The following is a 25,099-nucleotide window of genomic DNA, read 5'->3' on the forward strand; positions in this document are numbered from 1 at the left end:
AGGACCCCATAGATGACCGACCAGAACGCGGACCTCGACGCCGCCCTCGACGAGGTCGTGGCGGCCGCGCGGGCGCACCTCGCGGCGGTCAAGGCGGCCGCCGGCCGTATCGACGACGACGACGTCTGGCAGGCGTACGTCGCCCTGAACAACGCCTCCTTCGCGTACGACGAGAAGCTGCTCGACGCGTTCGGCGAGGTGACGCCCTGGGACGTGGAGTCGATCGACCCCGACGAGGCCGACCAGCGCTTCGGCCTGGGCGCCGACGGTTTCGACCCGGCCGAGTCCACGGACCCGTACCAGCAGGTCGTCTCCGTCCGCCAGCGGCGCGACTACCGCGTGCCCAGCGTCGCGGCGCTGCTCCGCGTGGCCGACGTGGCCCGGCGCAACTCGGTGCCCGACGACGAGGACGCCGGCGCGGTGGAAAACGTCGGCGAGGCCGTGCTGGAGCTGCTCCAGGCCGGCGACGGCTCGCTGTCGTCGCTGGATGTGCCCGAGCTGGAGCCGCTGGACGGCCTGCTGACCGTGACCGAGATCGGCGAGCCGCTCGACCTGGAGGAGTTCGAGGACTCCGACGGGAGCGGCCCGTTCGCCCCCAAGGAGGGCGACCTGCTGGTGGGCAGGCTCGACGAGCACCCCTTCCTCCCGGACGAGGAAGAGGACCACGCCGGCCACAATCACTGACCCGGACCATCGCACCGTGGGGCTTCCGGGGGCTCGGCCTCCGGAGCGGGCATAACGGAGTGGATCAGGTCCGCGCTTTACGCGGACATGCCCCTCTCAACCACGAAGCCTGGGCTCAGTAGCTGAGCCCAGGCTGCGGGGTGGATTGGATCCTCCGGCGGAGCATCACCTTGCGGGTCCCGTCCCGGAAGAGCTGTACCCGGGCGAGCTCCCAGCCGGAGAATTCCGCCTGTATGGCGAGCTGCGCCGCCGCGGTCAACTTGTCGACATTCGAAGGCAACCGCAGCGGCGCGTATTCGTAGTCCATGGCGTCTAATATGCGCCGCTCACCGCTCAGAAACCACCCTTGACGGGGTAGGTGTCGTTGGTGAGCCAGAGGCTGAGCAAGTTCTGCTCATATCGGTCGCCGAGGTCCTCGCTCGCGCCGCCCGCCAGCGAGTCGACCGAGCGCCAGCCGTCCGCGGTCGCGGAAGCCACGAAGCGCCGGATCGGGATCAGCGAGACCGTGAACTTGCCGGGCGCGTCGGCCCGCAGCGGATGCCCGGAGACGTCCGGCACGTTGAAGCCGCCATCCATCGGGATGCCCAGCAGCCCGGGCAGCGGCGAGGTGAACCGGTTGCCCGGCGACGGGATCGTGTACGGCGCGCCCAGCGGCGACGTCAGCGTGATCCGGTGCAGCTTGCCCCAGCGGTAGTCGCCCTGATTCGCCGACTTGCCGAACGCGGCGGCGAAGCTGTCCGAAGCGGCCAGGTCGAGCGCCTCGGCCAGGCTCTTGAGGATCAGGTGGTCCCGCCGGTCGGCGGCCGAGGCGATGCCGGGCACGGCGAAGAAGTCGATGCCCGAGCGGCCCACCCCGTCGGCCTCCACCAGCCGCCGCAGCGCCTGCACCCCGTGGAAGTCGCTGGTCGACGGCAGGCCGGCCGGGACGTGCTTGTCGAAGACGTTCACCACGAAGCGGCCCCGCCACAGCGCGTAGATGGTGGCGGCCACGCTGTTGTCGATCTCCCGCTGGGTGGGCGGGCTCAGCCGGCCGTCCCGGTCGGCGGCGTCGTAGCCCTCCGGGATGCCGGTCGGATAGGTGTGATCCCAGCGGGACAGCCGCCCGACGGCCTCCGCGATCCGCGGGTCCTGCTGGGGGCGGTGGCGTAGCGCGCCGACGATCAGCGGGGTGAAGAACTGGGCGTCGATCGCGGTCGTGTCGGCCTGCATGGCGACCACGCCGGCCTGGTCGACCGGCCCGCGGGCGATGGCGGCCCGCACCATGTCGGTGATCCGGGCGGCCCGGAAGCCGTTGTGGAAGAAGCTGACGTACGCGAGACCGCCACCCGGCCGGCGGGCGTTGAGCATGTCGTTGTCGAAGGTGTTGCCGGTCGAGTCGTTGTTGGCCGAGACGATGAACCCGGCCGGCGGATTCACCACCTTCGGCAGCTCGGCGAAGGGCACGATCTCGTACGGCACGGACTGGTGCGGCTGCGGGTGGGCGACCGGGAGCCACTCGTTGCCGCCGGTGCCGTCGCGCAGCAGGTACGGCGGGTTCCCGCGCACCGCCCCGGCCTGCAGGTCCTCCCGCACCGGGACCTCGGCGTTGGTGAAGTACGCGATGGTGCCGTCGACGTCGGCGTACGTGAAATGCTGCCCGCCCACGTCGAAGAACTGGATCGCCTCGCGGAAGTCGCCGACGTCACGGGCCAGCGAGAACCGGCGGAACGTCTCCAGTTCGGTGGTCGGTGAGAAGCCGGTGTACTGCACCGAGAGCCCGACGCCGCCGGCCGGGTCGGCGGAGAGCAGCGGCCCGTTGCGCCGCGGCACGATCAGGGTCCGCCCGTGCACCGGGTCGCCGCCGTTGACCTCGAACGTCTCGTCGATCGCGACCACCGGCTCGAGCTTGCCCTGGAAGACGGTGGACAGGCCGCTGGGCGAGGCCGGATCGGTGCGCACCTGCTCCACGTACGTGTCGGAGACGTCCATGAAGTGCTGGGTCGCGCCCCAGGCGATGCGCTTGTTCTGGCCGAGCACGATGTACGGCGTACCCGGCAGGCTGTCGCCCTGTATGTCGAAGCCGGCGCCCTGCAGCGAGATCGGGTGGAACAGCGCCGGCGCCTCGAGGCTCAGGTGCGGGTCGCTGGCCAGGATCGGCCTGCCGGTCTTCGTGTGCCGGCCGCCGATCACCCACGAGTTGGAGCCGCGGTCGCCGGAACGGTTCATCGCCTCGGCGATCATCGGCGTCGCGGCCGCCCGCTTCTGGTAGTCGGCGGCCAGCTTGGCGGCCGCGCCGGGGATGGTGGCCACCGGGGTGACGCGATCACGGCCGGGAGAGGCTTCCCGGAACGGCGCGAACGGCATGAGGTCCCCGAACACCGCCTGGTGGCCGTCGAAGCCCGCTTCCTGGTACGCGCGGACCGCGGTGGTCCGGTCGATGTCGAGGTCGAAGGAGAGGCTGAAGGCAAGCGCCTTGTTGACCACGAGGCTGTCGACGATGGTCCAGGGTTCGACCTTTTTTACATGAGCAGCGGTGTATTGCCCGGGCAGCGGGCCGCTCGCGATCCTGGCGTTCACGCCCTCGGCGTACGCGTCAAGATCTTTGATGGTCGAAGGCGACAGCAGGGGAGGGGTCCGCTCGGCGGCGCGACGGAGCCCGAGGGTCCGCATCTGAATGTCGCTCGCCAGCGCGGACGGGCCGAGCAACGCGGCGAGGGTGCCGGACGCGCGGCGCCGGGTGACGTCCATCTGGAACAGACGGTCCTCGGCGTGCGCCCAGCCCTGACGGTAGAAGAGGTCGTGGGCGTTGGAGGCCCGGATGTGCTGGACGCCGTAGCCGTCCCGGGTGATGCCGCTACCGGACGGCGCCGCGAGCGTCCCGGCCAAGAGCACGAGAGCTACAAATTTGTACATGCCCATGGTTCGCCCGAACCGGCGGGCAGGACGATGTCACAAAACCGACCCATCCGGATCGCCGGGGTAGCCGACGCCCTCCCGCTCGGGGTAGCCGACGTCGATCGCCGACACGTCGTCGAGCGCCTGGGCGATCTCGGCCGGCAGCGTCAGATCCTCGCTCTGCAGGGCGCCCTGCAGCTGCCCGGCCGTGCGCGCGCCCAGAATCGGAGCGGCCACGCCCGGCCGGTCGCGCACCCAGGCGATCGCCACTTCGAGCGGCGAGACGCCGAGCCCGGCCGCCGCGGTCACCACCGCCTGCACGATGCTGGAGCTGCGGGGCTCGAGGTATGTCTGCACGAACGGCGCCAGATGCTCGGTCGCGGCGCGCGAGTCGAGCGGACGGCCGTTGCGGTATTTGCCGGTCAGCACGCCACGGCCCAGCGGCGACCAGGCCAGGATGCCGAAGCCCAGCGCGGCCGAGGCGGGCAGCAGCTCGCGCTCGATGCCGCGCTCGAGCAGCGAGTACTCCATCTGGGCGGCGACGATCGGCGCCCGGCCCGGGTAGGCGGCCTGCCAGGTGGCCGCACGGGCGGTCTGCCAGGCGGCGAAATTCGACACCCCGACGTAGCGGACCCGGCCGCTGGAGACCGCGTGGTCGAGCGCGGCCAGGGTCTCCTCGAGGGGCGTGGCGGCGTCGTAGCCGTGCACCTGCCACAGGTCGACGTAGTCGGTGCCCAGGCGGCGCAGCGACGCGTCCAGCGAGCGCAGCAGGTTGCCCCGGGAGCCGTCGCGGCGGCGGTAGCCGTGCGGGGTCAGGCCGGCCTTGGTGGCGATCACCACCTCGTCGCGCGGGACCAGGTGGTCGAGCAGCGAGCCGATCACCAGCTCGGCGTCGCCCTCGCCGTACACGTCGGCGGTGTCGATCGTCGTGCCGCCGGCCTCCAGATAGAACTTGAGCTGGGCGGCCGCGTCGTCGGGGTCGGTGTCGCGCCCCCAGGTCATGGTGCCGATGGCCAGCCGGGAGACCGCCAGCCCGCTTCGGCCGAGCGGTCGCTGTTGCATGAGTGAACCTTATTCAGACTGTGTCGGTAGCGAAATGCTCCCAGCAGGTCGGTTAGCCGACCAGCCGGGTGGATAGGCTGCCGGTCAGGGGATCAGCTCTAGGAGGACACGTGCGGCTCGGACTCAGCCTCGGCTATCAGTCGGCATGGACCACGCCCGCCGATCATCTGGCGATGGCGCAGGAGGCGGATCGGCTCGGCTTCGCCGTCGCGTGGTCGGCCGAGGCGTACGGGTCGGACACGGTCAGCATGCTCGCGTGGATCGCGGGCCAGACGCAGCAGATCGACCTGGGCGCGGCGGTCATGCAGATCCCGGCGCGCACCCCGGCGATGACGGCGATGACCGCGGCGACGATCGACGCGCTCTCGGGCGGGCGCTTCCGCCTCGGGCTGGGCGTGTCGGGGCCGCAGGTGTCCGAGGGGTGGCACGGCGTGCGGTTCGCTCGTCCGCTCCAGCGCACCCGGGAGTACGTGGACATCGTGAAGATGGCCATCGCCAGGGAGCCCGTGTCGTACCAAGGGGACTTTTACGAACTGCCCCTGCCCGACGGCCCGGGCAAGGCGCTCAAGCTGGGCTTCCACCCGCCGCGGCCGAAGATTCCGATCTATCTGGCGGCGGTCGGCCCGAAAAACCTGGAGCTGGCCGGCGAGATCGCCGACGGGTGGCTGGCGATCTTCTTCGCGCCCGACGCGGCGGGGGAGTACCTGCAGCACATCGAGCGCGGGCGGGCCAAGAGCGGGCTGGGCCTGACCGGTTTCGACGTGGCGCCGACCGTGCCGGTGGTGATCGGGGACAACCTGGCCTGGTGCGCCGACGTGATCCGGCCCTACGCGTCGCTGTACGTGGGCGGGATGGGCAGCCGGGAGCAGAACTTCTACAACCAGCTCGCGGTGCGGATGGGCTACGCGTCCGAGGCCGCTCGCGTGCAGGACCTCTACCTGAGCGGCAAGAAGGCCGAGGCGGCCGAGGCGGTGCCGCAGGAGTTCATCGAGCGCACCTCGATCATCGGCAACAAGATCCAGGTCAAGGAGCGGATCAAGCAGTACGCGGCGGCGGGCGTGGGCACGCTGTCGATCAGCCCCTACGTCGGCGACCTCAAGAGCGGGATCGACACCCTGCGGATCGTGGCCGAGGCGTACGAAGAGTCGGGTGTGGCTTCGTAGTGGCCACTGTTCTTCTGCTGCGGCACGGGCGGACGACCGCGAACGCGACCGGCACCCTGGCCGGTCGTCAGCCCGTCGCACTGGATTCCTCCGGGACCGAACAGGCATCCCGGGCGGGGCAGCGGCTTCGTGATCTCCCGCTGAGGGCTGTTGTGTCCAGCCCGTTGCCACGGTGCCAGCAAACCGTGCAAATCGCCCTGCCCGATGCCGAGATCATCACGGACGAGGGGCTGACCGAGTGCGGCTACGGCGACTGGGAGGGCAAGGAGCTCAAGGACCTCGCCAAGGACCCGCTGTGGCCGGTGGTCCAGGTGCACCCGAGCGCCGCGGTCTTCCCCAACGGCGAGGCCATGGCCGACATGTCGGCGCGGGCGATCGCCACCATCCGCCGCTGGGACGTCAAGATCAGCGCTGAGCACGGGCCGGACGCGCTCTGGCTCGCGTGCACCCACGGCGATGTGATCAAGGCGATCCTCGCCGACGCGCTCGGCCTGCACCTCGACCAGTTCCAGCGGATCGTGGCCGATCCCGCGTCGATCAGCGTCATCCGGTACACGCCGACCCGGCCGTTCGTGGTGCGGGTCAACGAGGGCGGGGACCTGTCGTCGCTCGTCCCGGTCAAGGCCTCGGCCTCGGACGCCGCCGTCGGCGGAGGCGCCGGGGAGTGACCGTTTTGTCACAGCAGGTGGTATCGGTTGCGCCCTAGGCGAACCGGGGCACACGGGGTGAGCGATACCGGCATCGGCTCGATAGGGTTGACACCATGACCCACCAGGTGCACGCGTTCGAACCGCCCGAGCGGTTCGTGGCAGGGACGGTGGGCGAGCCGGGTGACCGCACCTTCTTCCTGCAGGCCCGGGGCGGCGGCCGGGTCATCAGCGTCGCGCTGGAAAAGGTGCAGGTGTCGCTGCTCGCCGAGAAGCTCGAGGAGCTGCTCATCGAGGCCAACAAACGCTTCGGGGTGGACCTGCCCGACGCGCCGATGCTCTCCGGCCACGACAACGAGCCGCTCGACACCCCGGTCGACGAGGAGTTCCGCGTCGGCACGCTGGGTCTCGCCTTCGACGTCGACAGCGGCACCGTGGTGATCGAGGCGATCGAGGCCGGCGAGGCCGAGGTGGAGATCGAGCTCGGCGGCGACGTCCCCGACGACGACGATGACGACGAGGATGACGACGACGAGCCCGACGACGACCTCGACCGTCTCCGCGTCCGCCTGAGCCCCGAGGCCACCCGCGCGTTCATCGACCGCGCCCGCCGGGTCGTCGCCGCGGGCCGCCCGCCCTGCCCGCTCTGCGGCCAGCCGCTCGACCCGGCCGGCCACCTCTGCCCCCGGCACAACGGCTACCACCGGTGACTGCCGAGCCCGCGGCCGCGCTGGCGGAGAGCGACGCCCTCGACCTGCTGGCCAACGGCCGGATCGAGATCGAGGGCCGCTTGGTCGACGCCTCCAACACGACGCTGCGGGCCGAGATCACCCTTTCCGGCGTCACCCGGCGCTGCGTCTACAAGCCGGTCCGCGGCGAGCGCCCGCTGTGGGACTTCCCCGACGGCACGCTGGCCGGCCGCGAGGTCTCGGCCTTCCTGGTCTCGCAGGCCACCGGCTGGGGCCTGGTGCCGCCGACGATCCTGCGCGACGGCCCGCTGGGCCCCGGCGCCCTCCAGCTCTGGATCGACGAGCCCGAGGACGCCGAGTCCCTGATCGGCTTCGTCCCCGCGTTCGACGTGCCGTCGGGTTGGCTGGCCGTGGCAAACGCGCGCGACGAGGACGGCGACGCCTACGCCCTGGCCCACGCCGACGACCCCCGCCTGGCGCGCCTCGCCGTCTTCGACGCGGTCATCAACAACGCCGACCGCAAGGGCGGCCACGTCCTCTACCCCGTCGGCGGCGCCATCCACGGCGTCGACCACGGCGTCAGCTTCCATGTGGAAAACAAGCTGCGCACCGTCCTGTGGGGCTGGACGGGCAAGTCGCTGATCGCCGAGGCGGTCGACGTCCTGGGCTCGCTGGCCGGCCGCCTCGAGTCCGACCTGGGCGAGGCCCTGGAACAGCACCTCACCATCTCCGAAGTGCAGCACATCCGCCTGCGCATCCGCCGCCTGCTGCGCGCCGGCCGCTTCCCCAAGCCGCCGCAGGACTGGCCGGCGATCCCCTGGCCGCCGGTTTAACCCTTTCGGGTACGGGTCGAGCAAGGCCCCCGCCGAGCCGCCACGCTGATTGCAGGGTCACCCTCCGCGCGCGGCCGCCGGGCTGTCCCGTCACGCCACAACCACCCGGCCGCGTCCCCGCGCACACAGCCACAAACACGCACGCCCCCGCCCGCACTCACACACCGCAGTCGGCGCGCACCGACGGTCGCCGACCGACACGCGCATGGCCGCCGGCGTGGACGCTAGCGGCCGCCGCAGCCCTCGCGGGCATGGCCGCCCGTTCGCCGTGCAGTGACCCCACAGGCGGGTCGTGCCCGCGGCAATGGGTGATGCCGCGCGGGCTCGCCCCCGCCTGGGCCGTGCCCTGGACGGACGGTCTCGCGAGCGCTCGTCAAAGGCGCGGCCCGATCAACGCGTCGGAGGTGGACCCGCAGTAGCGCGTCGGAGGCGAACCGCAGTCGCGTGTCAGAGGCGAACGCCCAGCAGCGCGTCCACCGTGTTCCGCATCAGCGCCGGCGCCGACTCGTCGTCGCCCGTGGCGGTCAGCGCGGCCTCGCTCCACGCGTCCACGATCGCCAGCGCCGACGGCGCGTCCAGGTCGTTGGTCAGCGCCTCGCGCACGGCCGCCAGCAGCCCCTCGCCCGACGGCCCGGTCGGCGCCGCGGCCGCGGCCCGCCACCGGGCCAGGCGCTCCTCGCCGTCCTTGAGCACGTCGTCGGTCCACTCGCGGTCGGCGCGGTAGTGCCCGGACAGCAGGCCCAGCCGCACCGCCATCGGGTCGACCCCGTCGCCGCGCAGGCGGGACACGAAGACCAGGTTGCCCTTGGACTTCGACATCTTCTCGCCCTCCAGCCCGATCATGCCGGCGTGCACATAGTGGCTCGCGAACGGCCGCGCGCCGGTCAGCACCTCGGCGTGCGCCGCCGAGCACTCGTGGTGCGGATAGAGCAGGTCGTTGCCGCCGCCCTGCACGTCGATCGTGTCGCCGAGCAGGCTCAGCGCGATCGTCGCGCACTCGATGTGCCAGCCGGGGCGGCCGGGGCCGAGGTCGCCGCCGTCCCAGGCGGGCTCGCCGTCGCGGGCGCCGCGCCACAGCAGCGGGTCGAGCGGGTCGCGCTTGCCGGCCCGGTCGGGGTCGCCGCCCCGCTCGCGGGAGAGCGCGATCATCTCGGCGCGGGGCAGGTTCGACTCGTACCCGAAATGCGGCGCAGCCGAGATCTTGAAATAGACGTCGCCGGTGCCGTCGTCGAGCGTGTAGGCGGAACCCTCGGCCAGCAGCTCGCGCACGTGCCCGGCGATCGCGGGGATCGACTCGACGGCGCCCACGTAGTGCTGCGGCGGGATGATGCGCAGCGCCTCCATGTCCTCACGGAACAGGGCGGTCTCGCGCATGCCCAGGACGATCCAGTCCTCGCCGTCGCGCTCGGCCCGCTCGAGCAGCGGGTCGTCGATGTCGGTCACGTTCTGCACGTAGCGGACGTCGAGGCCGGCGTCGCGCCACAACCGGTTGACCAGGTCGAACGCGATCATCGTGGCGGCGTGCCCGAGGTGGGTCGCGTCGTACGGCGTGATGCCGCAGACATACATCGTCGCGGCGCCCCGCGGCTCGCTCGCCACGACGGCCTTGCGGGCCGAGTCGAACAGCCGCGGCGCCGCCGCGTCACCAGGCAGGGTCGGCACGTCGTGCCCGGTCCAAGCGTCCATGGTCACAAAGCCTATCGAGGCCGTATGACAGAACGCTCGCCGTGAGGTTTACCTCACGCCCGGCGGCCGGCGCGGCGCGCACCCTAGACCGATTTTTACCGGTCCGTGATAGAGACACGGAAAAAGAATACCTTTGCCGGACTTTACGGAAAATAGCCACAATTTCCTGACGGGACGTCCAGAATTGTCGAGGTCATACTTTCGTCCGAAAGGAATCATCATGCGACGTCCGGTTATGTACCTCGCTGGCCTCCTCATGGCCACCGGCGCGAGCCTCGCTCTCGCGGGACCCGCCAACGCTGCGCCCTCCCACCACGACCACCACCGGCACTGCCACCATGACAACTTCGGCGGCGGGGGCTGGGGTGAGCCGAACTTCGGCTACCAGTACAGCAACGAGACCCACATCAACAGCGACAACGAGTGGCACCTGATCGACCTGGGCATCCTGAACCTGGGTGGCGGGGACAGCGTCCTTCCCCAGTAGCAGCCCGATAACCGAACCCGAGGAGGCCGCGAGGCCCCTCGGGTTTCGCCGTTTCCGGGGCCGGTCAGGCCAGCGCCAGCCCGGGGTCGGGATCCGGGTCGGGCATCGGCGCGGGGATCCGGTACTCCTCGGTCAGTGTCGTCATCGGACCCGGCCAGGTCGCCTGCGCCACCTCGATCGGCTTGCGGGTCTCGTCGAAGGCCACGTGCAGCAGGTGCAGCACCGGCGTGTCCGGCCGGATCTGCAGGATCTCGGCCTCGTCCCGGCTCGGCTGCCGGGCGCTGATCGTGTCGGTCGCCGACGTGTAGCGTTTCCCGAGCACCTCCTCGGCCTCCTGGTAAAGCGGCCGCCCGAACGCCTCGACCCGCTCGAGGGACGTCCCCGACGTCTCGGCGACCCGGAACCACGACGCGCCCAGCTCGACCGTGGCGTCGTCGGCGCGGACGATGTGCCGCCGCACCAGCATCTCGGTCCCGTCGCGTACGCCGAAAGCGTCGGCCACCTCGGGCGGCGCCGGCTCCCGGCCCACCGCGACGAGCTGCTGCCGATAGCGGGCGGCCAGATCGGCGTGGTAGCCGCGGTGTGCGCCGTAACGCCCGCGCGACAACCGGTTGAGCCGCCGCCGGGTGCCGCGCACATAGGTCCCCGACCCCGGCTTGGTGATCAGGACGCCCTCGACGCGCAGCTGGTCGACGGCCCGCTGCACGGTCTGCTTGGCCACGCCGAACATCTCGGCCATGGCCGGGATCGACGGCAGCCGCTCGCCGGGCTGCCAGTCGCCGCGCCGGATCCGCTCGCGGAGCTGAGCGGCGATCTGCCGATGCGGGAACTCGGCCGCGCCGGGGTTGATGGTCACTAGTGCACCCTCTTCCGTGCGGGCCCCTGGATGGGGCTTGTGGTAGGAACTAGGCGGAAGTCGGGGTGACGGCCTTTGATGGTTGCCCCTTGTGGGCTTCGATGACACTGCCGCCCCCGGCTTCCCCGGAACCGCTGATCGATGACAGAGGGACGCGCCGCAGAGCGCCGGTTAGTGACCGCTCGACAATCGGTTCCTTCGCCTCCGCCTGGCTCCTGCCTGTTGCTGCGAACGGGAAGGCGACGAGGTTGTCGCTGCAAGAGGGGCCGTTGTTCTTCGTCGGGATCGACTGGGCGACCACCGAGCATGCCGTGTGTGTGCTGGACCAGGGTGGCCGCAAGGTCGCGGCGTTCACCGTCGAGCACACCGCTGCCGGGTTCGCCAGGCTGGTCGTGCGGCTGGGCAAGCTCGGCGACACCGAGTTGACGCCGGTGGCGATCGAGCGTCCGGATGGGCGTCTGGTGGACGCTCTGCTGGAGGCTGGGCATCCGGTGATGCCGGTCAAGCCGAACGCGATCAAGGCCTGGCGTGAGGCCGAGGTTCTCTCCGGCGCCAAATCCGACCCAGGTGACGCACAGGTGATCGCTGATTACCTGCGCGTGCGGATCCACCGGCTGCGGCCGGCGGTCCCGTATTCGGGGCCTACCAAGGCTTTGCGGACGGTGACCCGCAGCCGCGGTGACCTGGTCGAGGCCCGGGTGGCCGCGGTCAACCAGCTCGCCGCGCTGCTGGACGCGCACTGGCCCGGAGGCAAGGCGATCTTCGCCAGCCTGTCCTCGGCGATTGCGCTGGCTTTCCTCACGAAATACCCGACCGCCGTGTCGGCAGCCCCCTTGACCGAGGCCCGGCTCGCCGCGTTCTGCACCAAGCAGAGTTACTCCGGCAAAAGGCCCGCGGCGGTTCTCCTGACCCGCCTGCGCTCGGCGCCGGCCGGCACCACCGATCCTGACCTGTGCACGGGAGTCCGTGCGGCGGTGCTGGCCCAGGTCAGCGTGATCAAGGCGCTCAACACCGCGATCAAGGACCTCGACCGGGCCATCGCCGAGAAGATGGACACCCACCCCGACGGGAAAATCTTCCAGTCCTTCCCCCGCGCCGGGACCGTCAACGCCGCCCAGATCCTGGCCGAATGGGGTGACGCAAGGGCCGCGTTCGAGCATCCCGACGCCATCGCCGCGCTGGCCGGGATCACCCCCGTCACCAAGGCATCCGGCAAACAACGCGGCGTGTCGTTCCGCTGGGCCTGCAACAAACGGCTCCGCCAGGCCATCACCACGTTCGCCGACAACAGCCGCCACGCCAGCCCCTGGGCCGCCGACATCTATGACCGGGCCCGCGCCAGCGGCAAAGACCACCCGCACGCCACCCGCATCCTCGCCCGAGCTTGGGTCCGCATCATCTGGCGCTGCTGGCAGAACAACACCACCTACGACCCGGCCCTGCACGGGAACGCACGGCACAGCACCGAACAACAGCTCGCGGCCTAATTCCGATCTACAGGTGGACACAGGGGGTGTCATCGTGGACCTCCAGAAGAGCGCCTAGGTTCCTAGGATGCCCCAGAAGGAGTGGCGTGCCGGTCAACGACACGCCGAAAGGGGGCTACCAGGAACCCGCGGTCGGCCCGGCGGACCCGCCGCGGCGACGCAGGTACTTCTCGAACTCGCTGGCGATCTCGTCGCCGGTCAGCGGCTGGATCCCCTCGTCGCCGACCCGCTCCTCGAGCTCCCGCACGTACTCCCCGAGCTCGGCGTCCTGCTCGGCCGCCGCCCGGACCCGCTTCTCCCAGTCGTCGGCCTCCTCGGCGAGCTCGGCCATCGGCACCGGCAGGTCGAGCACGTCCTCGAGCCGGGAGAGCAGCGCGAGCGTGGCCTTGGGGCAGGGCGGGTTGTTGGCGTAGTGCGGCACGTGCACCCAGAACGACAGCGCCTCGAGGTCGGCGCGCCCGGCGGCCTCGTGGAGCACGCCCACGATCCCGGTCGGTCCGTCGTAGCGAGTGGGAACCACCTTGTACTTGTCGGCCATGGTGTCGTCGCTGGCCGAGCCGCTGATCGGCAACGGCCTCGTGTACGGCACGTCGGCCAGCAGCGCCCCGAGCAGCACGATCCGGTTGACCTCGAGGCTGTGGCAGACCTCGAGGACCTGCTCGCAGAAGGTGCGCCAGCGCATGCTCGGCTCGATCCCGCGGATCAGCACGACGTCGCGGTCGGCGCCGGGCGGGCTGGCCACGGTGAAGCGCGTGGTGGGCCACTCGATCCGGCGGGTCTCGCCCTCGGCCATGGTGATGGTCGGCCGGCTCACCTGAAAGTCGTAGAAGTCCTCGGGGTCGATCTTCGAGATCTCCCGCGCCTCCCAGACCTGCTCGAGGTGTTCCACGGCCGCGGTGGAAGCGTCCGCAGCGTCGTTCCAGCCTTCGAAGGCGGCGATAGCCACAGGCGAGCGAAGCAGCGGGAGGCCGTCGAACTCAGTCATGGCAGACAGCCTACGTGCGTCACGTCGGCATCACCCGTCGGCGGTCCCGCTCAGACCGCCGGCACTTCGTCGCGCGCGACCGCAACCTGCGCCGGGATCTTGACGAGCGCGGCCATCTTCCGGTTGTAGGTCTTGGTCGCCGTCCAGAGCTTGTAGATCAGCAGCAGCTCGAACGCGACGAACACCACCGACGTGACGACGGTCGTCCCGATGATCCAGTTCACGACCGGCCCGACGATGAACACGAACATCATGAACTCGATGCCGCTGATCACGTGGGCCCGGATCCGCTGGCGGATGAGAGCGTTGCGGATGCGGACGAACAGCCCGAACCGCGTACGGAAATCGCTGTAGACGTCGACCGCGTCGTCCTCTTCCGGCGCCTCGCCGGCCATAGTCTGCTCGACGAACGGGATCGGACCGCGGGCCTCGGCCAGCTTCGCCTTCATGTCGGCCTTGACCTTGCCCATCTGAAGCGCATTAAGGTACCGGAACATATCCAAAAACACGACAATTCCGGCAAGCCACACATATACGAAATTGTGGGTGGATACGTACTGGCCGCCGAACAGCGCTACCGCGCAGACCGCCACCCGCAAGCGGTCGAAAACGTAGTCGAGCCACGCCCCGAAAACCGACCCCGTCCCGTTCAGCCGGGCGATCTTGCCGTCCATGCAGTCGAGGACGAAGCTGAGGTGGAACAGCAGCGCACCCAGCAGCAGCCACCCGTACGACGCCTGCCAGAAGCAGGCCGCCGAGCCGAGCCCGACCAGGAAAGCCAGCGTGGTCAGCCGGTTCGGCGTGACCGAGCGCCACGGCGCGACCACCCAGACGAGCCGCGAGGCCAGCGGATCGACGAGCCAGACCGTCCACCAGGCGTCCCGCCGCTTGTAGGTGCGGGACCGGATCTCGCCGAGAGTGACCCGTTGCGCCATCCAACAACTCCACCAGGGTGCCAAGAAAATGAACAATCGAACGCGCGGACATTACCGGACTCGGAAGTCACTTGAGAAGCTCAAGACAAAATGCCGGAATTGTGCGCTTATTGAGGAGCGTCGTGTCGCCGTCCGTTAACCGGCCGATGGCACGATCGCGCGCAGATCGAGGCGGAGGGGGCACGACGTGGACGCCAGCCACGTGGCGGACGATCTCGAAGCGGTGATCCTGACCGAGGAGCAGATCCTGGCGCGGGTGGCCACCATGGCCGACGACCTGCATCGCGCCCTCGCCGGCCAGGTGCCCGTCTTCGTGGGTGTCCTCGGCGGCGCCGCCACCTTCACCGTCGATCTCGCCCGCGCCTATCCGGCCCAGGTCGAGACCGGCTGGATGGCGATCAAGTCGTACAGCACCCGCAACCGCGCCTCCGGCTCCGTCCGCCTCCTCAAGGACCTGGACGTCGACATCACCGGCCGGCACGTGGTCATCGTCGACGGCGTCATCGACACCGGCCTCACCATGAGCTGGCTGATCAGCAACCTGGCCCAGCGCCACCCCGCGTCCATCTCGGTCTGCGCCCTGCTCCGCAAGCCCGACACGGCCCGCTTCGCCGACACCCCGACGCACGTGGGCTTCGACGTCGGCCCCGGCCTGATCGTCGGTTACGGCCTCGACCACCAGGGCAGATACCGCAACTTGCGCTGCGCGGCAATTCTCAAACCATCATGGGGTACGGGGATGGCGCCGTCCCCGACCGCAGCCGCGACCGCCCCCGCCGCGGGCGACGGCCTCGCTGCGACTTGAGGCCGTTCCGCGCTTCCGGCCCGGGTGGTGGTCGCGCTCAGAGCAGGCGCTCCATGACGGCCACGTCGGCGAGCACCTCGAAGCCGTGCCGCGCGTACAGCTCGATCGCCCTGGTGTTGGACGTCTCGGTCCGCAGCGACACCCGGTGTGCGCCGGCCGCGCGGGCCTCCTCCGCCACCGCCGCGAGCAACGCCCGTCCCGCGCCTTGCCGCCGGGCCCGGGGCGCCACGTAGAGATCGCGAATCAGCCACACGGTCCGCAGCGTCAACGCGGCCGGCACCACAGCCACCGAGCAGATCCCGTGGGCCTCCGGAACGCCCGCCACGTAGATCCGGGCGCGGCCCGAGAGCACCAGCTCGGTCAGCCAGGTGGTGACCGCTCCGGGGGCGGGGTTGGCGCCGTAGTGCTGCCGATACTCGTCGAACAGGCCCGCGGCGCCCGCGAAGTGCGGGTCGTCGGCGCCCATCAGCCGCGTCACGCGCTGTTCCGCCATAGCCGTCATAATTCCGGTCATGACGGCGAAGAGCCGGATAAACCCGCATAATGCAACGGTGGCGCACATCGACCAAGTCCTCGGACCGGCCGACGACACCGTGACGTTCTTCCAGCCCCGGGCCATGGTCTACGTGACGATGCTCTGGGTGATCGCCGCCGTCTGGGTGACTTGCCTGGGCCTGCACGTGCTGCTCCGCCTGGCCGTCGGCGACTCGCTGCCCGCCGGCGAGCTGGTCACCTATCTGGAGGTGGCCCTGATCGTCCCGGTGGTCCTGGCCGCCGCGATCCTGCTGCTGGCCTGGCGCCGGCTGGGCTGGCTGCACAGCTCCATGCACGGCCTCGACTTCGCCGCCACCGGCCGCAAGCCGGTCCACCTGCCGTGGGCGGGCGTGGCCACCGTCGCCCTGCGCCACTGGGGACCCTTCACCGAGCTGGTGGTCACCCCGGTGGCCGACGACTTCGCCACCGTCGGCGACGCGCCCGGCCGCCGCCCGCGCATGCGCCGCCGGGCGGGCGAGGTCTCCTATCTGGTGGATGTGGGCCTGATGTCCCCGGGCCCGGAGGTCCTCCTGGCCGAGCTGCACCGCCGGCTGCCCACCAAGGTCTGACCGCGCCGGTCCTCAGATGAGCGTGTCGCCGCAGACGCGCCAGTCATCCCCGGCCAGCACGACCTCCAGGTCGACGTCGCGGGAGGCGCCCGATGACGTCGTCAGGTGCGCGGTGAACTGGGCCTCCTTCGCGGCCTCCGTGGTGAAGAACCCGCGTTCGATTGTGTGCCCGGTGGGGCGCGGCCCGGCCTCCACGAGCGCGGTGAACGACTCGGCTGTCAGCGCCGCCCGGGACTCGTCGCAGACCTGCTCGAAGGCGGCCGCGTCGTCGCGCTGCTCGATCCGCGTCACGTACTGGTCGGCGGCCGCCCGGGCGTCGTCGATCTGAGGGCTCTTGTGCAGCCACACCCAGAGCCCGAAGCCGGCGACCGCGAAGATCCCGAGCGCGGCGGCCAGGACGAGGCTCGCGATGACGATGCCGGCCACACTCACGGCGCCGAGGCCACGCCGCTTCGGCGGCACGATCCGCGGACTGTGGGTGGGCAGCGATGAGGGCATGCCCGGAAAGCTAGTCGGCTCCGGACACGAACTCATCAAGGTCTATAGCGGTTTTCCGAAAACAACGGGGACGCCGGGGGAGTAAAGGACGCTCACCGGCGGTCCGGCGGGTGCCGGAAGGCCACTCGCTGCCACCAATTCGTCGTCGAGGGAAAGGAGCTCGGCGCGATGCAACGGCCATTGCGGATGGTCGTTCGGGAGATGGACCGTGCCTCCCCAGGAACGGGTGTGCAGGCCCCAGCGCGCGGTGAGGAAATGCTCGAGCGGAGTGGGCTCGGAAATGGCGTCGCCGACGCGTACGGAAAGCGCCGAGCGCGCGCCGCGAGGGCCGGGCCAGCGGCGGCGCGACGTGTAACTGAGCACGTCGTCCTGCCAGGACAGGCGCATGCGGGACCACATGTAGGGCAGGCGCAGCCAGGCGCGCGCGACCAGGACCGGGAGCAGGCGCTCGGCGTCGAGCGAGAGGAAGACGACGGCGCGGTGGCCGTTGGCGTCGACGCTGTAGAGGCGGACGTTGGTCTCGCAGAAATCGCCGAAATACGGAACGCCGGGGCCGCGGAAGAAGCCGACGCCCTCCATGCGGAAGGCGATCAGGCCGGCGTAGGTGACGCCGTCGAGGAGGTCGGGCCGGCAGCCGGCGGGCAGCAGCGGGGCCACCAGCGCCGGATCGACCGCCCAGTGCAGGAAGGTCAGGTCGGCCCAGCGCTGCACCAGCAGCGAGCGGCGCACCGGGCGCGTCGTGGTGAGCGAGACCTCCTCGATGGTCACGACCGTCAGCGCCCGATCTCGGACATGTTCGCGTAGCGGTCGCCGGCCGGCGGCGCGATCGCGGTGAGCCGGCCGAGCTGGGCCGCGGTCAGCTCGAGGGCGTCGGCGGCGACGTTCTCCTCCAGGCGGGAGACCCGCTTGGTGCCGGGGATCGGGGCGATGTCGTCGCCCTGCGCGAGCACCCAGGCCAGCGCGACCTGCGCGGGCGTGGCGCCGGCCTCCTTGGCGACCGCGTCGACCTCGTCGACGATGTGCAGGTTCTGCTGGAAGTTGTCGCCGGCGAAGCGCGGGGTGCTCAGGCGGAAGTCGTCGGACTCGAGCTTCGACGTGTCGCGGATCGCGCCGGTGAGGAAGCCGCGGCCGAGCGGCGAGTACGGCACGAAGCCGATGCCGAGCTCGCGCAGCGTGGGCAGCACCCGGGCCTCGGGGTCGCGGGTCCACAGCGAGTACTCCGACTGCAGCGCGGTCACCGGGTGCACGGCGTGGGCGCGGCGGACCGTCTCGGCGGACGCCTCGGACAGGCCGATGTGCCGGATCTTGCCCTGCTCGACGAGGTCGGCGAGCGCGCCGACGGTCTCCTCGACCGGCACCTTGGGGTCGACCCGGTGCTGGTAGTACAGGTCGATGTGGTCGGCGCCGAGGCGCTTGAGCGAGCCCTCGACGGCGGCGCGGATGTTGTCGGGGTGGCTGTCGAGCTGCCGGCCGCCGTCGCCGCCGCGGTGCGAGAGCAGGCCGAACTTGGTGGCGATGACGACCCGGTCCCAGCGGCCGGCCAGGGCGCGGCCGACGAGCTCCTCGTTCGTGTACGGCCCGTAGACCTCGGCCGTGTCGAAGAAGGTGACGCCCAGGTCGAGGGCGCGGTGGATGGTGCGGATGGACTCCGCGTCGTCGGTGTTGCGGCCCGTGTAGAACGCGGACATGCCCATGCATCCGAGGCCGAGGCGGGAGACCTCGAGCCCGGCCAGCGAGATGTGCTTCATGGGGCCGAAGCTACGCCCGCCGGGGCCGGCCCGCGCTGTGAGGGAGGTTACGGCCCCAGATCCCAGAGGAGGCGGTAATAGGCGATCCGGTCCTCGTCGGGCTCGATGCCGTAGGTGGCGAAGAACAGCGGCTCCCAGCCGGTGCCGTAGTTCCAGTTCAGGGCCCAGGAGGCGACGGCCAGGTCGGCCCAGCGGTCGGCGGCGCCGAGGGCGGCCATGTCGACGTGGCCGGACCACTCGCCGGCGTCGTCGAGCAGCGTGTTGGGGGAGCAGGCGTCGCCGTGGCAGACCACGAGCTTGTCGATGGGCGGGGGATCGGAGGCGCGCGCCCAGGCCACGTCGATCGGGATGCTCCGGTGGGGCTCGTCCGCGTGCGAGAGGTCCCGCGGACTCAGCTTCAGGCGATGCTCGACCCCCCAATCGAACGGGCACTCGGCGACGGGCACATTTTCGTGCAGCTGACGCAAGCCGTACGCGATGGCCTTGACCGCTTTTTGGGGCCTTTTCCGCCAGATGGCGTCGACGGCCGAGCGGCCGGGGAGCGCCTCGGTCAGCATCCAGAATCCCGAGGGATCCTCGCCGGAGTCGACCACCCGCGGGACGGGCGTGTAGCGGGACGCCCAGGCCAGGCGCTCGGCCTCCTGCCGCAACGGGAGGCCGCTGCCGGTCGGCGCGAATTTCACGAAAAATCGCTCATCGACGCCGGATATCTCGTAGGTCAGGCCGCCGAGCGCGTTCTTCCAGACCGGACGCAAGGGACGACCGCCCGCGACGGCCGACACGGCGGCGGGCACCTCGACGTTCTCGAACACGGTCTCCGGCGGCTGCACGATCGACAACTCTGCCACTTGCGTCACACGGCGCCCGAAAGACCCCGCAGGCCGGGGACAATTGGCGGTGATGAACTCACAACGACCCGCCGCGGTGCTCTTCGACATGGACGGCACGCTGGTGGACAGCGAAAAGGTGTGGGGCATCGCCCTGCACGAGCTCGCGGCCTGGGCCGGCGGCACCCTCTCCGAGCAGGCGCGCCAGGCGATGGTCGGCGGCAGCATGGCGACCAGCATGCGGATCTTCCGGGAGGACCTCGGCCAGCCCGACCGGCCCGAGGAGCCCGACGTCAAGTGGCTGACCACCCGGGTGTTCAACCTGTTCCGCGAGGGCCTGGTCTGGCGTCCCGGCGCGGCCGAGCTGCTGCGCGCGGTCAAGATGGCCGGCCTGCCCACCGCGCTGGTCACCTCCACCGGCCGGCTGCTCGTCGAGGCCGCCCTCGACACGCTGGGTAGGGAGAACTTCGAGGTCGTGGTCTGCGGCGACGAGGTCAGCATGCCCAAGCCCGACCCCGAGCCGTACCGTACGGCCGCCAAGCTGCTCGGCGTGCCGATCGAGCAATGCGTGGCGATCGAGGACTCGCCGACCGGCGTGGCCAGCGCGCTCGCCTCGGGCGCGGTGGTCCTCGCGGTGCCGGCCGAGCTGGAGCTGCCGGCGACCGACGGGGTCCACCTCCGGCGATCGCTCGTCGGCGTGGACCCCGCCTATCTGGCCTCGCTACTGATCAGTCATGAGCTATTGCCGTCAGAACGTTGAGGCGGGCCGCCTTGATCGACGGCAGCACCGCCGCGAGCACCCCGACCAGGGCCGCCAGCACCAGGTAGACACCCATCCGGTCCCACGGCAGGACGATCTGGTCGATGCCGTCGTCGTTCAGAGCCCGTACCACCGCGGCGCCCAGACCGGAGCCGACCACCACGCCCAGTAGCGCGCCGAAGACCGAGATGACCACGGCCTCGACCGTCACCATCCGCATGGTCTGGGCCCGGCTGAGCCCGACCGCGCGCAGCAGTCCCAGCTCACGGGTGCGCTCCAGCACCGACAGCGCGAGGGTGTTGACCACCCCGAGCACCGCGATGAGGATCGCCAGCGCCAGCAGCACCTGCACCATGGTGATCACGGTGTCGAAGGTGGAGAGCTGCTCCTGGACGAACGTGGTGCGGTCGGTGGCCGACACCTCGGGACTGTCCGCGACCAGCGCCTTCATCTGCGGCAGCACCTGGGCGACGGTGGTGCCGTCGGTGAGCCGGACGAAGCCGAACATCGGCGACGGGATGCCGAAGTCCTTGGTGGCCGAGGCCGGCAACAGGTACGTCGCGGGCAGCGCCATCTCGTCGTAGGTGGCGACGACCGTGTACTTGTGTGGGTCGCCGCGAGCTAGCTGGACGGTCAGCACGCTGCCGGCCTTCCACCCGCGCTCGTCGGCCTTCTGCGTGCTCACGACCAGCTGGTCGTCCTTGAGAGTCGCCAGCGGCGCCGAGCCGTACGCGTCGGTCAGCTTGGCCAGGTCGTCGGTGGCCGACACGTAGTCGAGCTTGCCGTCGACCTGCGCCTGGTCCTGCCAGAGGCCGGCGACCGCGCGCACCCCTTCGACCTCGCGCGCCTTGGTCAGCACCGCGTCGTCGAAGGTCGGCGGGCGCGGGCCGTTCTGGTCGGCGCCGATCACGATCTCGGCCTTGACCGTGTCCTCGACCTGCGCGGCCAGACTGGTCTTCGCCGAGTTCATGACCACGGTGACGCCGGTGACCAGGGCGATGCCGACCATCAGCGCGGCCGCCGTGATGGCGGTGCGGCGCGGGTTGCGGCCCGAGTTGAGCCGGCCCAGCCGCCCCGGCACCGACCACGAGAACAGCCGGCCCAGCAGGGCCACGACCGGCTTCGAGATCAGCGGCGTCAGCAGCGCGACCCCGACGAAGGTGACCAGCACACCGCCCAGGATCAGCCACAGCGAGCTCGTCCCGTACAGGCCGATGCCCAGCATCGTCGCGCCGGCCGCGCCCACGACCGCGCCGGTGACGCTGACCTTGGTGAGCGGCCGGTCGGGCGTGGCCACGTCCTGCATGGCCGCGACCGGCGGGATCCGCGACGCCCGCATCGCCGGCAGCACCGCCGCCACCACGGTGACCACCACGCCGACGATCAGCGAGCTGAGCACCGCCGCCAGCGGGACGCCGACCGGGGCCAGCTCCAGGCCGTCGGCCATCGTGCTGAACAGGTACCCCAGGCCCGCGCCGACGCCGATGCCGGCCGCGAGGCCGAGCGCCGCCGCGATCAGGCCGATCACCACCGCCTCCAGCAGCACCGACCCGATCACCTGGCGACGGCTCGCGCCGAGTGCCCGCATCATCGCGAGCTCCCGGGTCCGCTGGGCCACGATGATCGAGAAGGTGTTGAGGATCAGGAAGACGCCGACGAACAGCGCCACCCCCGCAAAGCCCAGCAGGATCTTGTTGAAGAAGGCCAGCGCCTCCTTGAGGTCCGCGGAGCTGTCGGCGGCGAGCTGGTCGCCGGTCTTGACCACGTAGTCGCCGCCGAGCTTGGCGGCGATGCGGTCGCGCACCTGCTCGTCGGTCGACCCGTCGGCGGTCCGCACGTTGATCATCGAGTAGACGCCGGTCTCGCCGAGCATCAGCTTCTGCGCGACCGGGGTGGTGAACGCGACCTCCTGGGCGCCGCCGATCGAGTCCTTGTTGCCGGGATAGCCCCAGACCCCGACCAGCGTGAACGTCTTCTTCGGCTCGAGGGTGAGCACGCCCACCTGGTCGCCGACCTTCAAGTTGCCGGCCTTGGCCACCGCGGCGTTGACCGCGATCTCGTCGTCCTTGGTAGGCCCGCGCCCCTCGCGCAGCGTGACCTGGTCGTCCTCGCCCAGCCAGTTGTTGCCGAGCCGGGGCGGGCCGTAGCTGTTGATGACCTTGCCGTCCGAGCCGATGACCCGGGCGCCGTCCGCGCTGACCATGCCGGTGGCGGACTTGACCCCTTCGACGGTCTTGACCTGATCGACTGCCGACGCCTTCAACGGCGTCTCGACCTGTTCGCCCTCCATCTCGGACACGGCGATCTTCGGCTTGGCGGTGACCCCGACGTCGGTGGTGGCGTACGCCGCCGCGAACACCCGGTCGAAGGAGCGCCCCAGCGTGTCGGTCACCACGAAGGCGCCCGCCACGAACATCACGCCGAGCACCACGGCCAGGCCGGAGAGCACCAGCCGCAGCTTGCGGCCGAGCAGGCTCTTCAGCGTCGCGCGCAGCATCAGACCAGCACCTCCCCGATCTTCATGGCCTCGAGGACGGTCTCCGGCGTTGGGTTCTCGAGCTCCTGCACGATCGCGCCGTCGGCGAGGAAGACCACCCGGTCGGTGTAGCTGGCCGCCACCGGGTCGTGCGTGACCATGACGATGGTCTGCCCGTGCTCGCGCACGCTGTCGCGCAGGAACGACAGGACCTCCGCACCCGACTTCGAGTCCAGGTTGCCGGTCGGCTCGTCCGCGAAGACCACGTCGGGCCGGCCGATGAGCGCCCGCGCGCACGCCACCCGCTGCTGCTGGCCGCCGGAGAGCTGGCTCGGCCGGTGACCCAGCCGGTCCTCCAGGCCGACGGTCTTGATGACCGTGTCCCACCACTGCGGGTCGGGCTTCTTGCCGGCGATGTCCAGCGGCAGCCGGATGTTCTCCGCGGCGGTCAGCGTCGGCAGGAGGTTGAACTGCTGGAAGATGAAGCCGACCCGGTCGCGCCGCAGCCGGGTCATCGCCTTGTCGTTGAGCCCGGAAACCTGTGTCCCCCCGATGTGCACAGTGCCCCGGCTGACCGTGTCGAGACCGGCCAGGCAATGCATCAGCGTCGACTTGCCGCTGCCCGACGGGCCCATGATCGCGGTGAATCTGCCGCGGGCGAAGCTCGCGCTGACGCCCCGCAGCGCCACCACGCGGGCGTCGCCCGTGCCGTAGACCTTCCATACCTCGTCGGCGCGTGCCGCCACCGGCTCGATCATCTCTCCCCCTCTGTGGTCCGGCCGGGCTGATGCCCGGCCGGCAGGGTTCAGTCTTTCGGCGCTCCGCCCGCGATACGTCCGCCCGTGGGCGGAGCCCGACGCGGAGATTCGGCTCCGGGGTGCACCCAGTGTTCTCTCAGGGACGACCCTGAGATGTCAGGGTGACGCTTGACTGACGTCACCGATGACGTCATAGTGGTGACATGGACCTGACGCCCTACCTCGAGACCCTCCGGGCCGACCTCGCCGCCGCCGCGGCGCCCGGCGGGCCGGAGACCACGCGAGCCGCCGATCTGCTCGGCCACTCGCTGGAGTCGTCGGCCCGGCTGGCGCTGCTCGAGGCGCTCTCCGACGCGGCCGCCGAGATCACGACCCGGCTCTCCGACGCCACGGTGGAGGTGCGGCTGCGGGGCCGCGAGGCCGACCTGGTGGTCAACCAGGTCGCTCCCGAGCCGGCCGCCGCCGCTCCCGCCGCGGGCGCCCCCGTCGACGCCGGCGGCGACCTGACCCGGCTCACCCTGCGCATGCCCGAGGCGCTCAAGACCCACGTCGAGCAGATCGCCGCGGCCGAGGGCATCTCCGTCAACGCGTGGCTGGTCCGCGCGGTCACGGCGGCGATCAGCTTCCCGCCGGTCCCGCCGGCTCCCCCCGCGCCGCCCCGGCCCGGGCGCCCCGGCAAGTCCCTCAAAGGCTACTTCCAGGCATAAGGAGACCCCTCATGTACGAGTTCGACCGCTCCACGCCCGTCACCGTCGTCCTGCGCGCCCTCGGCGGCGCCGTCGAGATCGTCGCCGAGGATCGCCTGACCATCCAGGTCGACGTCCAGCCGATGAGCGCCAACGGCCACGAGGCCGCGCAGAACACCCGCGTCGAGCTGGAGGACGACACCCTGCTCATCTCGGTCCCCGGCGCCGAGTTCTGGACGTGGCGCCGCACCCCCAAACTCAAGATCACCGCGAGGGTCCCGCTCGGCAGCGCGGTCGCCGGCAAGACCGCCTCGGCCGACGTGCGCGCCACCGGCGTCTTCTCCGACATCCGCCTGGATGTGGCCTCCGCCGACGTCGACGTGTCCGAGGCGACCGGCGACGTCGCGCTGGACGCCGCGAGCGGCGACCTGACGGTGGGCCGGGTGGGCGGTTCCCTCAAGGTCAAATCAGCCTCCGGCGACGTACGCGTCGGTGACGTCAACGGTGACGTCAACTTCGACACGGCGAGCGGCGACATCCGCACCGGCGCGATCGGCGGCTCGGCCCGAGCCAGCACCGCAAGCGGCGACATCGAGATCGGTTCGCTCCGCCAGGGCCAGGCCAGCATCAACACGGCCTCCGGTGACATCACCGTCGGCGTCGCCCCCGGCTCCGCCGTCTGGATGGACGTGAACACGGTCTCCGGCCGTTCGATCACCGACCTGACCGCCCAGGGCGACGTCCCTCCGTCCGACGAGCAGGTGACCCTCGAGCTACGCATCCGAGCCGTCAGCGGCGACGTCCGCATCCACCGGGCTTCGGCCCCCAACCGAAAGGCAGCAGCCTGATGCTCCCCGGCGACCGCTTCACCCTCGAATCCACCCCCGCCACCATTCGCCGCCGCCTACGCCGCTCCCACGCCCACCCGCGTGCCGACCGCTTCGCCCCGCCGGACTGGCCCCGGAGCCGTGGCCCGACCCCCAACCCCAAGAGCACCTGACCCGAGAGCCCGGCGCCCCGCGCCGGGCTCCCGGCATGCCCACCCTCCAG

At 70.9% G+C, this 25,099-nt stretch carries 26 protein-coding genes; 12 read left to right on the forward strand and 14 right to left on the reverse strand.

All coding sequences use genetic code 11. From position 1 onward, the window contains the following. Nucleotides 1–12: 12 nt before the first annotated feature. Nucleotides 13–684, forward strand: a complete 672-nt coding sequence (locus ACQPZX_RS18950; protein ID WP_433382443.1) for a hypothetical protein — start codon at nucleotides 13–15, stop codon at nucleotides 682–684. Nucleotides 685–799: 115 nt separating this feature from the next. Here the strand turns inward: ACQPZX_RS18950 and ACQPZX_RS18955 are convergent, their stop codons facing one another. Genes ACQPZX_RS18955 through ACQPZX_RS18965 form a run of 3 tightly spaced genes read right to left on the reverse strand, consistent with a single transcriptional unit; the run spans nucleotide 800 to nucleotide 4,620 of the window. After that, on the reverse strand, nucleotides 800–991 hold the full coding sequence (locus tag ACQPZX_RS18955) for a DUF5703 family protein (protein WP_378966921.1): 192 nt from the start codon (nucleotides 989–991) through the stop codon (nucleotides 800–802). A gap of 26 nt (nucleotides 992–1,017) precedes the next feature. After that, on the reverse strand, nucleotides 1,018–3,576 hold the full coding sequence (locus tag ACQPZX_RS18960; protein ID WP_433382446.1) for a penicillin acylase family protein: 2,559 nt from the start codon (nucleotides 3,574–3,576) through the stop codon (nucleotides 1,018–1,020). A gap of 36 nt (nucleotides 3,577–3,612) precedes the next feature. After that, nucleotides 3,613–4,620 (reverse strand): aldo/keto reductase, encoded by a 1,008-nt coding sequence (locus ACQPZX_RS18965; RefSeq protein WP_433382449.1) that lies wholly within the window; start codon nucleotides 4,618–4,620, stop codon nucleotides 3,613–3,615. A gap of 110 nt (nucleotides 4,621–4,730) precedes the next feature. Between ACQPZX_RS18965 and ACQPZX_RS18970 the strand changes: the two genes are divergently transcribed. The 4 genes from ACQPZX_RS18970 to ACQPZX_RS18985 all read left to right on the forward strand — a co-directional run bounded on the left by ACQPZX_RS18970 (nucleotide 4,731) and on the right by ACQPZX_RS18985 (nucleotide 7,952). Next, complete coding sequence (locus ACQPZX_RS18970; protein WP_433382452.1) at nucleotides 4,731–5,783, forward strand: LLM class F420-dependent oxidoreductase; 1,053 nt, start codon at nucleotides 4,731–4,733, stop codon at nucleotides 5,781–5,783. After that, nucleotides 5,783–6,451, forward strand: coding sequence for a histidine phosphatase family protein (locus ACQPZX_RS18975; protein ID WP_433382455.1), 669 nt, complete (start codon nucleotides 5,783–5,785; stop codon nucleotides 6,449–6,451). The genes ACQPZX_RS18970 and ACQPZX_RS18975 overlap by 1 nt, the downstream gene beginning before the upstream one ends. A gap of 95 nt (nucleotides 6,452–6,546) precedes the next feature. Then, nucleotides 6,547–7,140 carry a DUF3090 domain-containing protein gene (locus tag ACQPZX_RS18980; protein ID WP_433382458.1) on the forward strand — a complete coding sequence of 198 codons (594 nt, stop codon included), beginning with the start codon at nucleotides 6,547–6,549 and terminating at the stop codon, nucleotides 7,138–7,140. Next, nucleotides 7,137–7,952 carry an SCO1664 family protein gene (locus tag ACQPZX_RS18985; RefSeq protein ID WP_433382460.1) on the forward strand — a complete coding sequence of 272 codons (816 nt, stop codon included), beginning with the start codon at nucleotides 7,137–7,139 and terminating at the stop codon, nucleotides 7,950–7,952. Before ACQPZX_RS18980 ends, ACQPZX_RS18985 begins: the two co-directional genes overlap by 4 nt. A gap of 447 nt (nucleotides 7,953–8,399) precedes the next feature. Here ACQPZX_RS18985 and mshC read toward each other — a convergent pair whose 3' ends face one another. Next, nucleotides 8,400–9,638: a cysteine--1-D-myo-inosityl 2-amino-2-deoxy-alpha-D-glucopyranoside ligase gene (gene mshC, locus ACQPZX_RS18990; protein WP_433382462.1), complete on the reverse strand. Its 1,239-nt coding sequence runs from the start codon at nucleotides 9,636–9,638 to the stop codon at nucleotides 8,400–8,402. A gap of 220 nt (nucleotides 9,639–9,858) precedes the next feature. Here mshC and ACQPZX_RS18995 point away from each other — a divergent pair, with 220 nt between their 5' ends. After that, complete coding sequence (locus tag ACQPZX_RS18995; RefSeq protein WP_433382465.1) at nucleotides 9,859–10,125, forward strand: hypothetical protein; 267 nt, start codon at nucleotides 9,859–9,861, stop codon at nucleotides 10,123–10,125. Nucleotides 10,126–10,189: 64 nt separating this feature from the next. Here ACQPZX_RS18995 and ACQPZX_RS19000 read toward each other — a convergent pair whose 3' ends face one another. Further along, nucleotides 10,190–10,981 carry a GntR family transcriptional regulator gene (locus ACQPZX_RS19000; protein ID WP_433382468.1) on the reverse strand — a complete coding sequence of 264 codons (792 nt, stop codon included), beginning with the start codon at nucleotides 10,979–10,981 and terminating at the stop codon, nucleotides 10,190–10,192. Nucleotides 10,982–11,229: 248 nt separating this feature from the next. Between ACQPZX_RS19000 and ACQPZX_RS19005 the strand changes: the two genes are divergently transcribed. After that, complete coding sequence (locus ACQPZX_RS19005; protein WP_433361267.1) at nucleotides 11,230–12,468, forward strand: IS110 family transposase; 1,239 nt, start codon at nucleotides 11,230–11,232, stop codon at nucleotides 12,466–12,468. A gap of 115 nt (nucleotides 12,469–12,583) precedes the next feature. Here the strand turns inward: ACQPZX_RS19005 and ACQPZX_RS19010 are convergent, their stop codons facing one another. After that, nucleotides 12,584–13,453 carry a PAC2 family protein gene (locus tag ACQPZX_RS19010; RefSeq protein ID WP_433382471.1) on the reverse strand — a complete coding sequence of 290 codons (870 nt, stop codon included), beginning with the start codon at nucleotides 13,451–13,453 and terminating at the stop codon, nucleotides 12,584–12,586. Nucleotides 13,454–13,503: 50 nt separating this feature from the next. Next, complete coding sequence (locus ACQPZX_RS19015) at nucleotides 13,504–14,388, reverse strand: CDP-alcohol phosphatidyltransferase family protein (protein WP_433382474.1); 885 nt, start codon at nucleotides 14,386–14,388, stop codon at nucleotides 13,504–13,506. A 187-nt stretch (nucleotides 14,389–14,575) separates the two neighbouring features. Between ACQPZX_RS19015 and ACQPZX_RS19020 the strand changes: the two genes are divergently transcribed. After that, entirely contained in the window at nucleotides 14,576–15,193 is a 618-nt protein-coding gene (locus tag ACQPZX_RS19020; RefSeq protein ID WP_433382477.1) for a phosphoribosyltransferase, read from the forward strand. 37 nt (nucleotides 15,194–15,230) lie between these two features. On the opposite strand, the gene ACQPZX_RS19025 is transcribed toward ACQPZX_RS19020, so the two are convergent. Continuing rightward, nucleotides 15,231–15,686 carry a GNAT family N-acetyltransferase gene (locus ACQPZX_RS19025; RefSeq protein ID WP_433382480.1) on the reverse strand — a complete coding sequence of 152 codons (456 nt, stop codon included), beginning with the start codon at nucleotides 15,684–15,686 and terminating at the stop codon, nucleotides 15,231–15,233. A 58-nt stretch (nucleotides 15,687–15,744) separates the two neighbouring features. Between ACQPZX_RS19025 and ACQPZX_RS19030 the strand changes: the two genes are divergently transcribed. Continuing rightward, the gene (locus tag ACQPZX_RS19030; protein ID WP_433382483.1) at nucleotides 15,745–16,296 is read left to right on the forward strand and encodes a hypothetical protein; all 552 of its coding nucleotides are present in this window, start codon (nucleotides 15,745–15,747) and stop codon (nucleotides 16,294–16,296) included. 12 nt (nucleotides 16,297–16,308) lie between these two features. On the opposite strand, the gene ACQPZX_RS19035 is transcribed toward ACQPZX_RS19030, so the two are convergent. From ACQPZX_RS19035 to ACQPZX_RS19050, 4 genes are read right to left on the reverse strand one after another with little or no spacing between them, the layout of a single operon-like run. Next, nucleotides 16,309–16,794 carry an Rv0361 family membrane protein gene (locus tag ACQPZX_RS19035; RefSeq protein ID WP_433382486.1) on the reverse strand — a complete coding sequence of 162 codons (486 nt, stop codon included), beginning with the start codon at nucleotides 16,792–16,794 and terminating at the stop codon, nucleotides 16,309–16,311. A 42-nt stretch (nucleotides 16,795–16,836) separates the two neighbouring features. Further along, entirely contained in the window at nucleotides 16,837–17,562 is a 726-nt protein-coding gene (locus tag ACQPZX_RS19040; protein ID WP_433382489.1) for a YqjF family protein, read from the reverse strand. Between the two features lie 5 nt (nucleotides 17,563–17,567). After that, a complete protein-coding gene (locus ACQPZX_RS19045; RefSeq protein ID WP_433382492.1) occupies nucleotides 17,568–18,542 on the reverse strand; it encodes an aldo/keto reductase in 975 nt (324 codons plus the stop codon). 47 nt (nucleotides 18,543–18,589) lie between these two features. Further along, nucleotides 18,590–19,390, reverse strand: coding sequence for a phosphotransferase (locus ACQPZX_RS19050; protein WP_433382494.1), 801 nt, complete (start codon nucleotides 19,388–19,390; stop codon nucleotides 18,590–18,592). 52 nt (nucleotides 19,391–19,442) lie between these two features. Here ACQPZX_RS19050 and ACQPZX_RS19055 point away from each other — a divergent pair, with 52 nt between their 5' ends. Next, nucleotides 19,443–20,129, forward strand: a complete 687-nt coding sequence (locus tag ACQPZX_RS19055) for an HAD family hydrolase (RefSeq protein ID WP_433382497.1) — start codon at nucleotides 19,443–19,445, stop codon at nucleotides 20,127–20,129. Here ACQPZX_RS19055 and ACQPZX_RS19060 read toward each other — a convergent pair. Together ACQPZX_RS19060 and ACQPZX_RS19065 are read right to left on the reverse strand one after the other, a co-directional pair. After that, a complete protein-coding gene (locus ACQPZX_RS19060; RefSeq protein WP_433382500.1) occupies nucleotides 20,098–22,626 on the reverse strand; it encodes an ABC transporter permease in 2,529 nt (842 codons plus the stop codon). The two genes, ACQPZX_RS19055 and ACQPZX_RS19060, sit on opposite strands and share 32 nt — an antisense overlap. Then, entirely contained in the window at nucleotides 22,626–23,363 is a 738-nt protein-coding gene (locus ACQPZX_RS19065; RefSeq protein ID WP_433382503.1) for an ABC transporter ATP-binding protein, read from the reverse strand. The genes ACQPZX_RS19060 and ACQPZX_RS19065 overlap by 1 nt, the downstream gene beginning before the upstream one ends. A 203-nt stretch (nucleotides 23,364–23,566) precedes the next feature. On the opposite strand from ACQPZX_RS19065, the gene ACQPZX_RS19070 reads away from it, so the two are divergent. Continuing rightward, complete coding sequence (locus ACQPZX_RS19070; RefSeq protein ID WP_433382506.1) at nucleotides 23,567–24,070, forward strand: hypothetical protein; 504 nt, start codon at nucleotides 23,567–23,569, stop codon at nucleotides 24,068–24,070. 11 nt (nucleotides 24,071–24,081) lie between these two features. Then, complete coding sequence (locus ACQPZX_RS19075) at nucleotides 24,082–24,897, forward strand: DUF4097 family beta strand repeat-containing protein (RefSeq protein ID WP_433382509.1); 816 nt, start codon at nucleotides 24,082–24,084, stop codon at nucleotides 24,895–24,897. The last annotated feature ends 202 nt before the right edge of the window (nucleotides 24,898–25,099 follow it).

It is taken from the genome of Actinoplanes sp. CA-142083, from assembly GCF_050942195.1.
GTDB lineage: Bacteria > Actinomycetota > Actinomycetes > Mycobacteriales > Micromonosporaceae > Actinoplanes.

What these genes read in the sequence shown, in the direction of transcription:
- ACQPZX_RS18950 (WP_433382443.1), top strand. Translation starts at nt 13, where the DNA reads ATGACCGACCAGAACGCGGACCTCGACGCCGCCCTCGACGAGGTCGTG.
- ACQPZX_RS18955 (WP_378966921.1), bottom strand. Translation starts at nt 991, where the DNA reads ATGGACTACGAATACGCGCCGCTGCGGTTGCCTTCGAATGTCGACAAG.
- ACQPZX_RS18960 (WP_433382446.1), bottom strand. Translation starts at nt 3,576, where the DNA reads ATGTACAAATTTGTAGCTCTCGTGCTCTTGGCCGGGACGCTCGCGGCG.
- ACQPZX_RS18965 (WP_433382449.1), bottom strand. Translation starts at nt 4,620, where the DNA reads ATGCAACAGCGACCGCTCGGCCGAAGCGGGCTGGCGGTCTCCCGGCTG.
- ACQPZX_RS18980 (WP_433382458.1), top strand. Translation starts at nt 6,547, where the DNA reads ATGACCCACCAGGTGCACGCGTTCGAACCGCCCGAGCGGTTCGTGGCA.
- mshC (WP_433382462.1), bottom strand. Translation starts at nt 9,638, where the DNA reads ATGGACGCTTGGACCGGGCACGACGTGCCGACCCTGCCTGGTGACGCG.
- ACQPZX_RS18995 (WP_433382465.1), top strand. Translation starts at nt 9,859, where the DNA reads ATGCGACGTCCGGTTATGTACCTCGCTGGCCTCCTCATGGCCACCGGC.
- ACQPZX_RS19010 (WP_433382471.1), bottom strand. Translation starts at nt 13,453, where the DNA reads ATGACTGAGTTCGACGGCCTCCCGCTGCTTCGCTCGCCTGTGGCTATC.
- ACQPZX_RS19015 (WP_433382474.1), bottom strand. Translation starts at nt 14,388, where the DNA reads ATGGCGCAACGGGTCACTCTCGGCGAGATCCGGTCCCGCACCTACAAG.
- ACQPZX_RS19025 (WP_433382480.1), bottom strand. Translation starts at nt 15,686, where the DNA reads ATGGCGGAACAGCGCGTGACGCGGCTGATGGGCGCCGACGACCCGCAC.
- ACQPZX_RS19035 (WP_433382486.1), bottom strand. Translation starts at nt 16,794, where the DNA reads ATGCCCTCATCGCTGCCCACCCACAGTCCGCGGATCGTGCCGCCGAAG.
- ACQPZX_RS19045 (WP_433382492.1), bottom strand. Translation starts at nt 18,542, where the DNA reads ATGAAGCACATCTCGCTGGCCGGGCTCGAGGTCTCCCGCCTCGGCCTC.
- ACQPZX_RS19055 (WP_433382497.1), top strand. Translation starts at nt 19,443, where the DNA reads ATGAACTCACAACGACCCGCCGCGGTGCTCTTCGACATGGACGGCACG.
- ACQPZX_RS19060 (WP_433382500.1), bottom strand. Translation starts at nt 22,626, where the DNA reads ATGCTGCGCGCGACGCTGAAGAGCCTGCTCGGCCGCAAGCTGCGGCTG.
- ACQPZX_RS19065 (WP_433382503.1), bottom strand. Translation starts at nt 23,363, where the DNA reads ATGATCGAGCCGGTGGCGGCACGCGCCGACGAGGTATGGAAGGTCTAC.
- ACQPZX_RS19070 (WP_433382506.1), top strand. Translation starts at nt 23,567, where the DNA reads ATGGACCTGACGCCCTACCTCGAGACCCTCCGGGCCGACCTCGCCGCC.
- ACQPZX_RS19075 (WP_433382509.1), top strand. Translation starts at nt 24,082, where the DNA reads ATGTACGAGTTCGACCGCTCCACGCCCGTCACCGTCGTCCTGCGCGCC.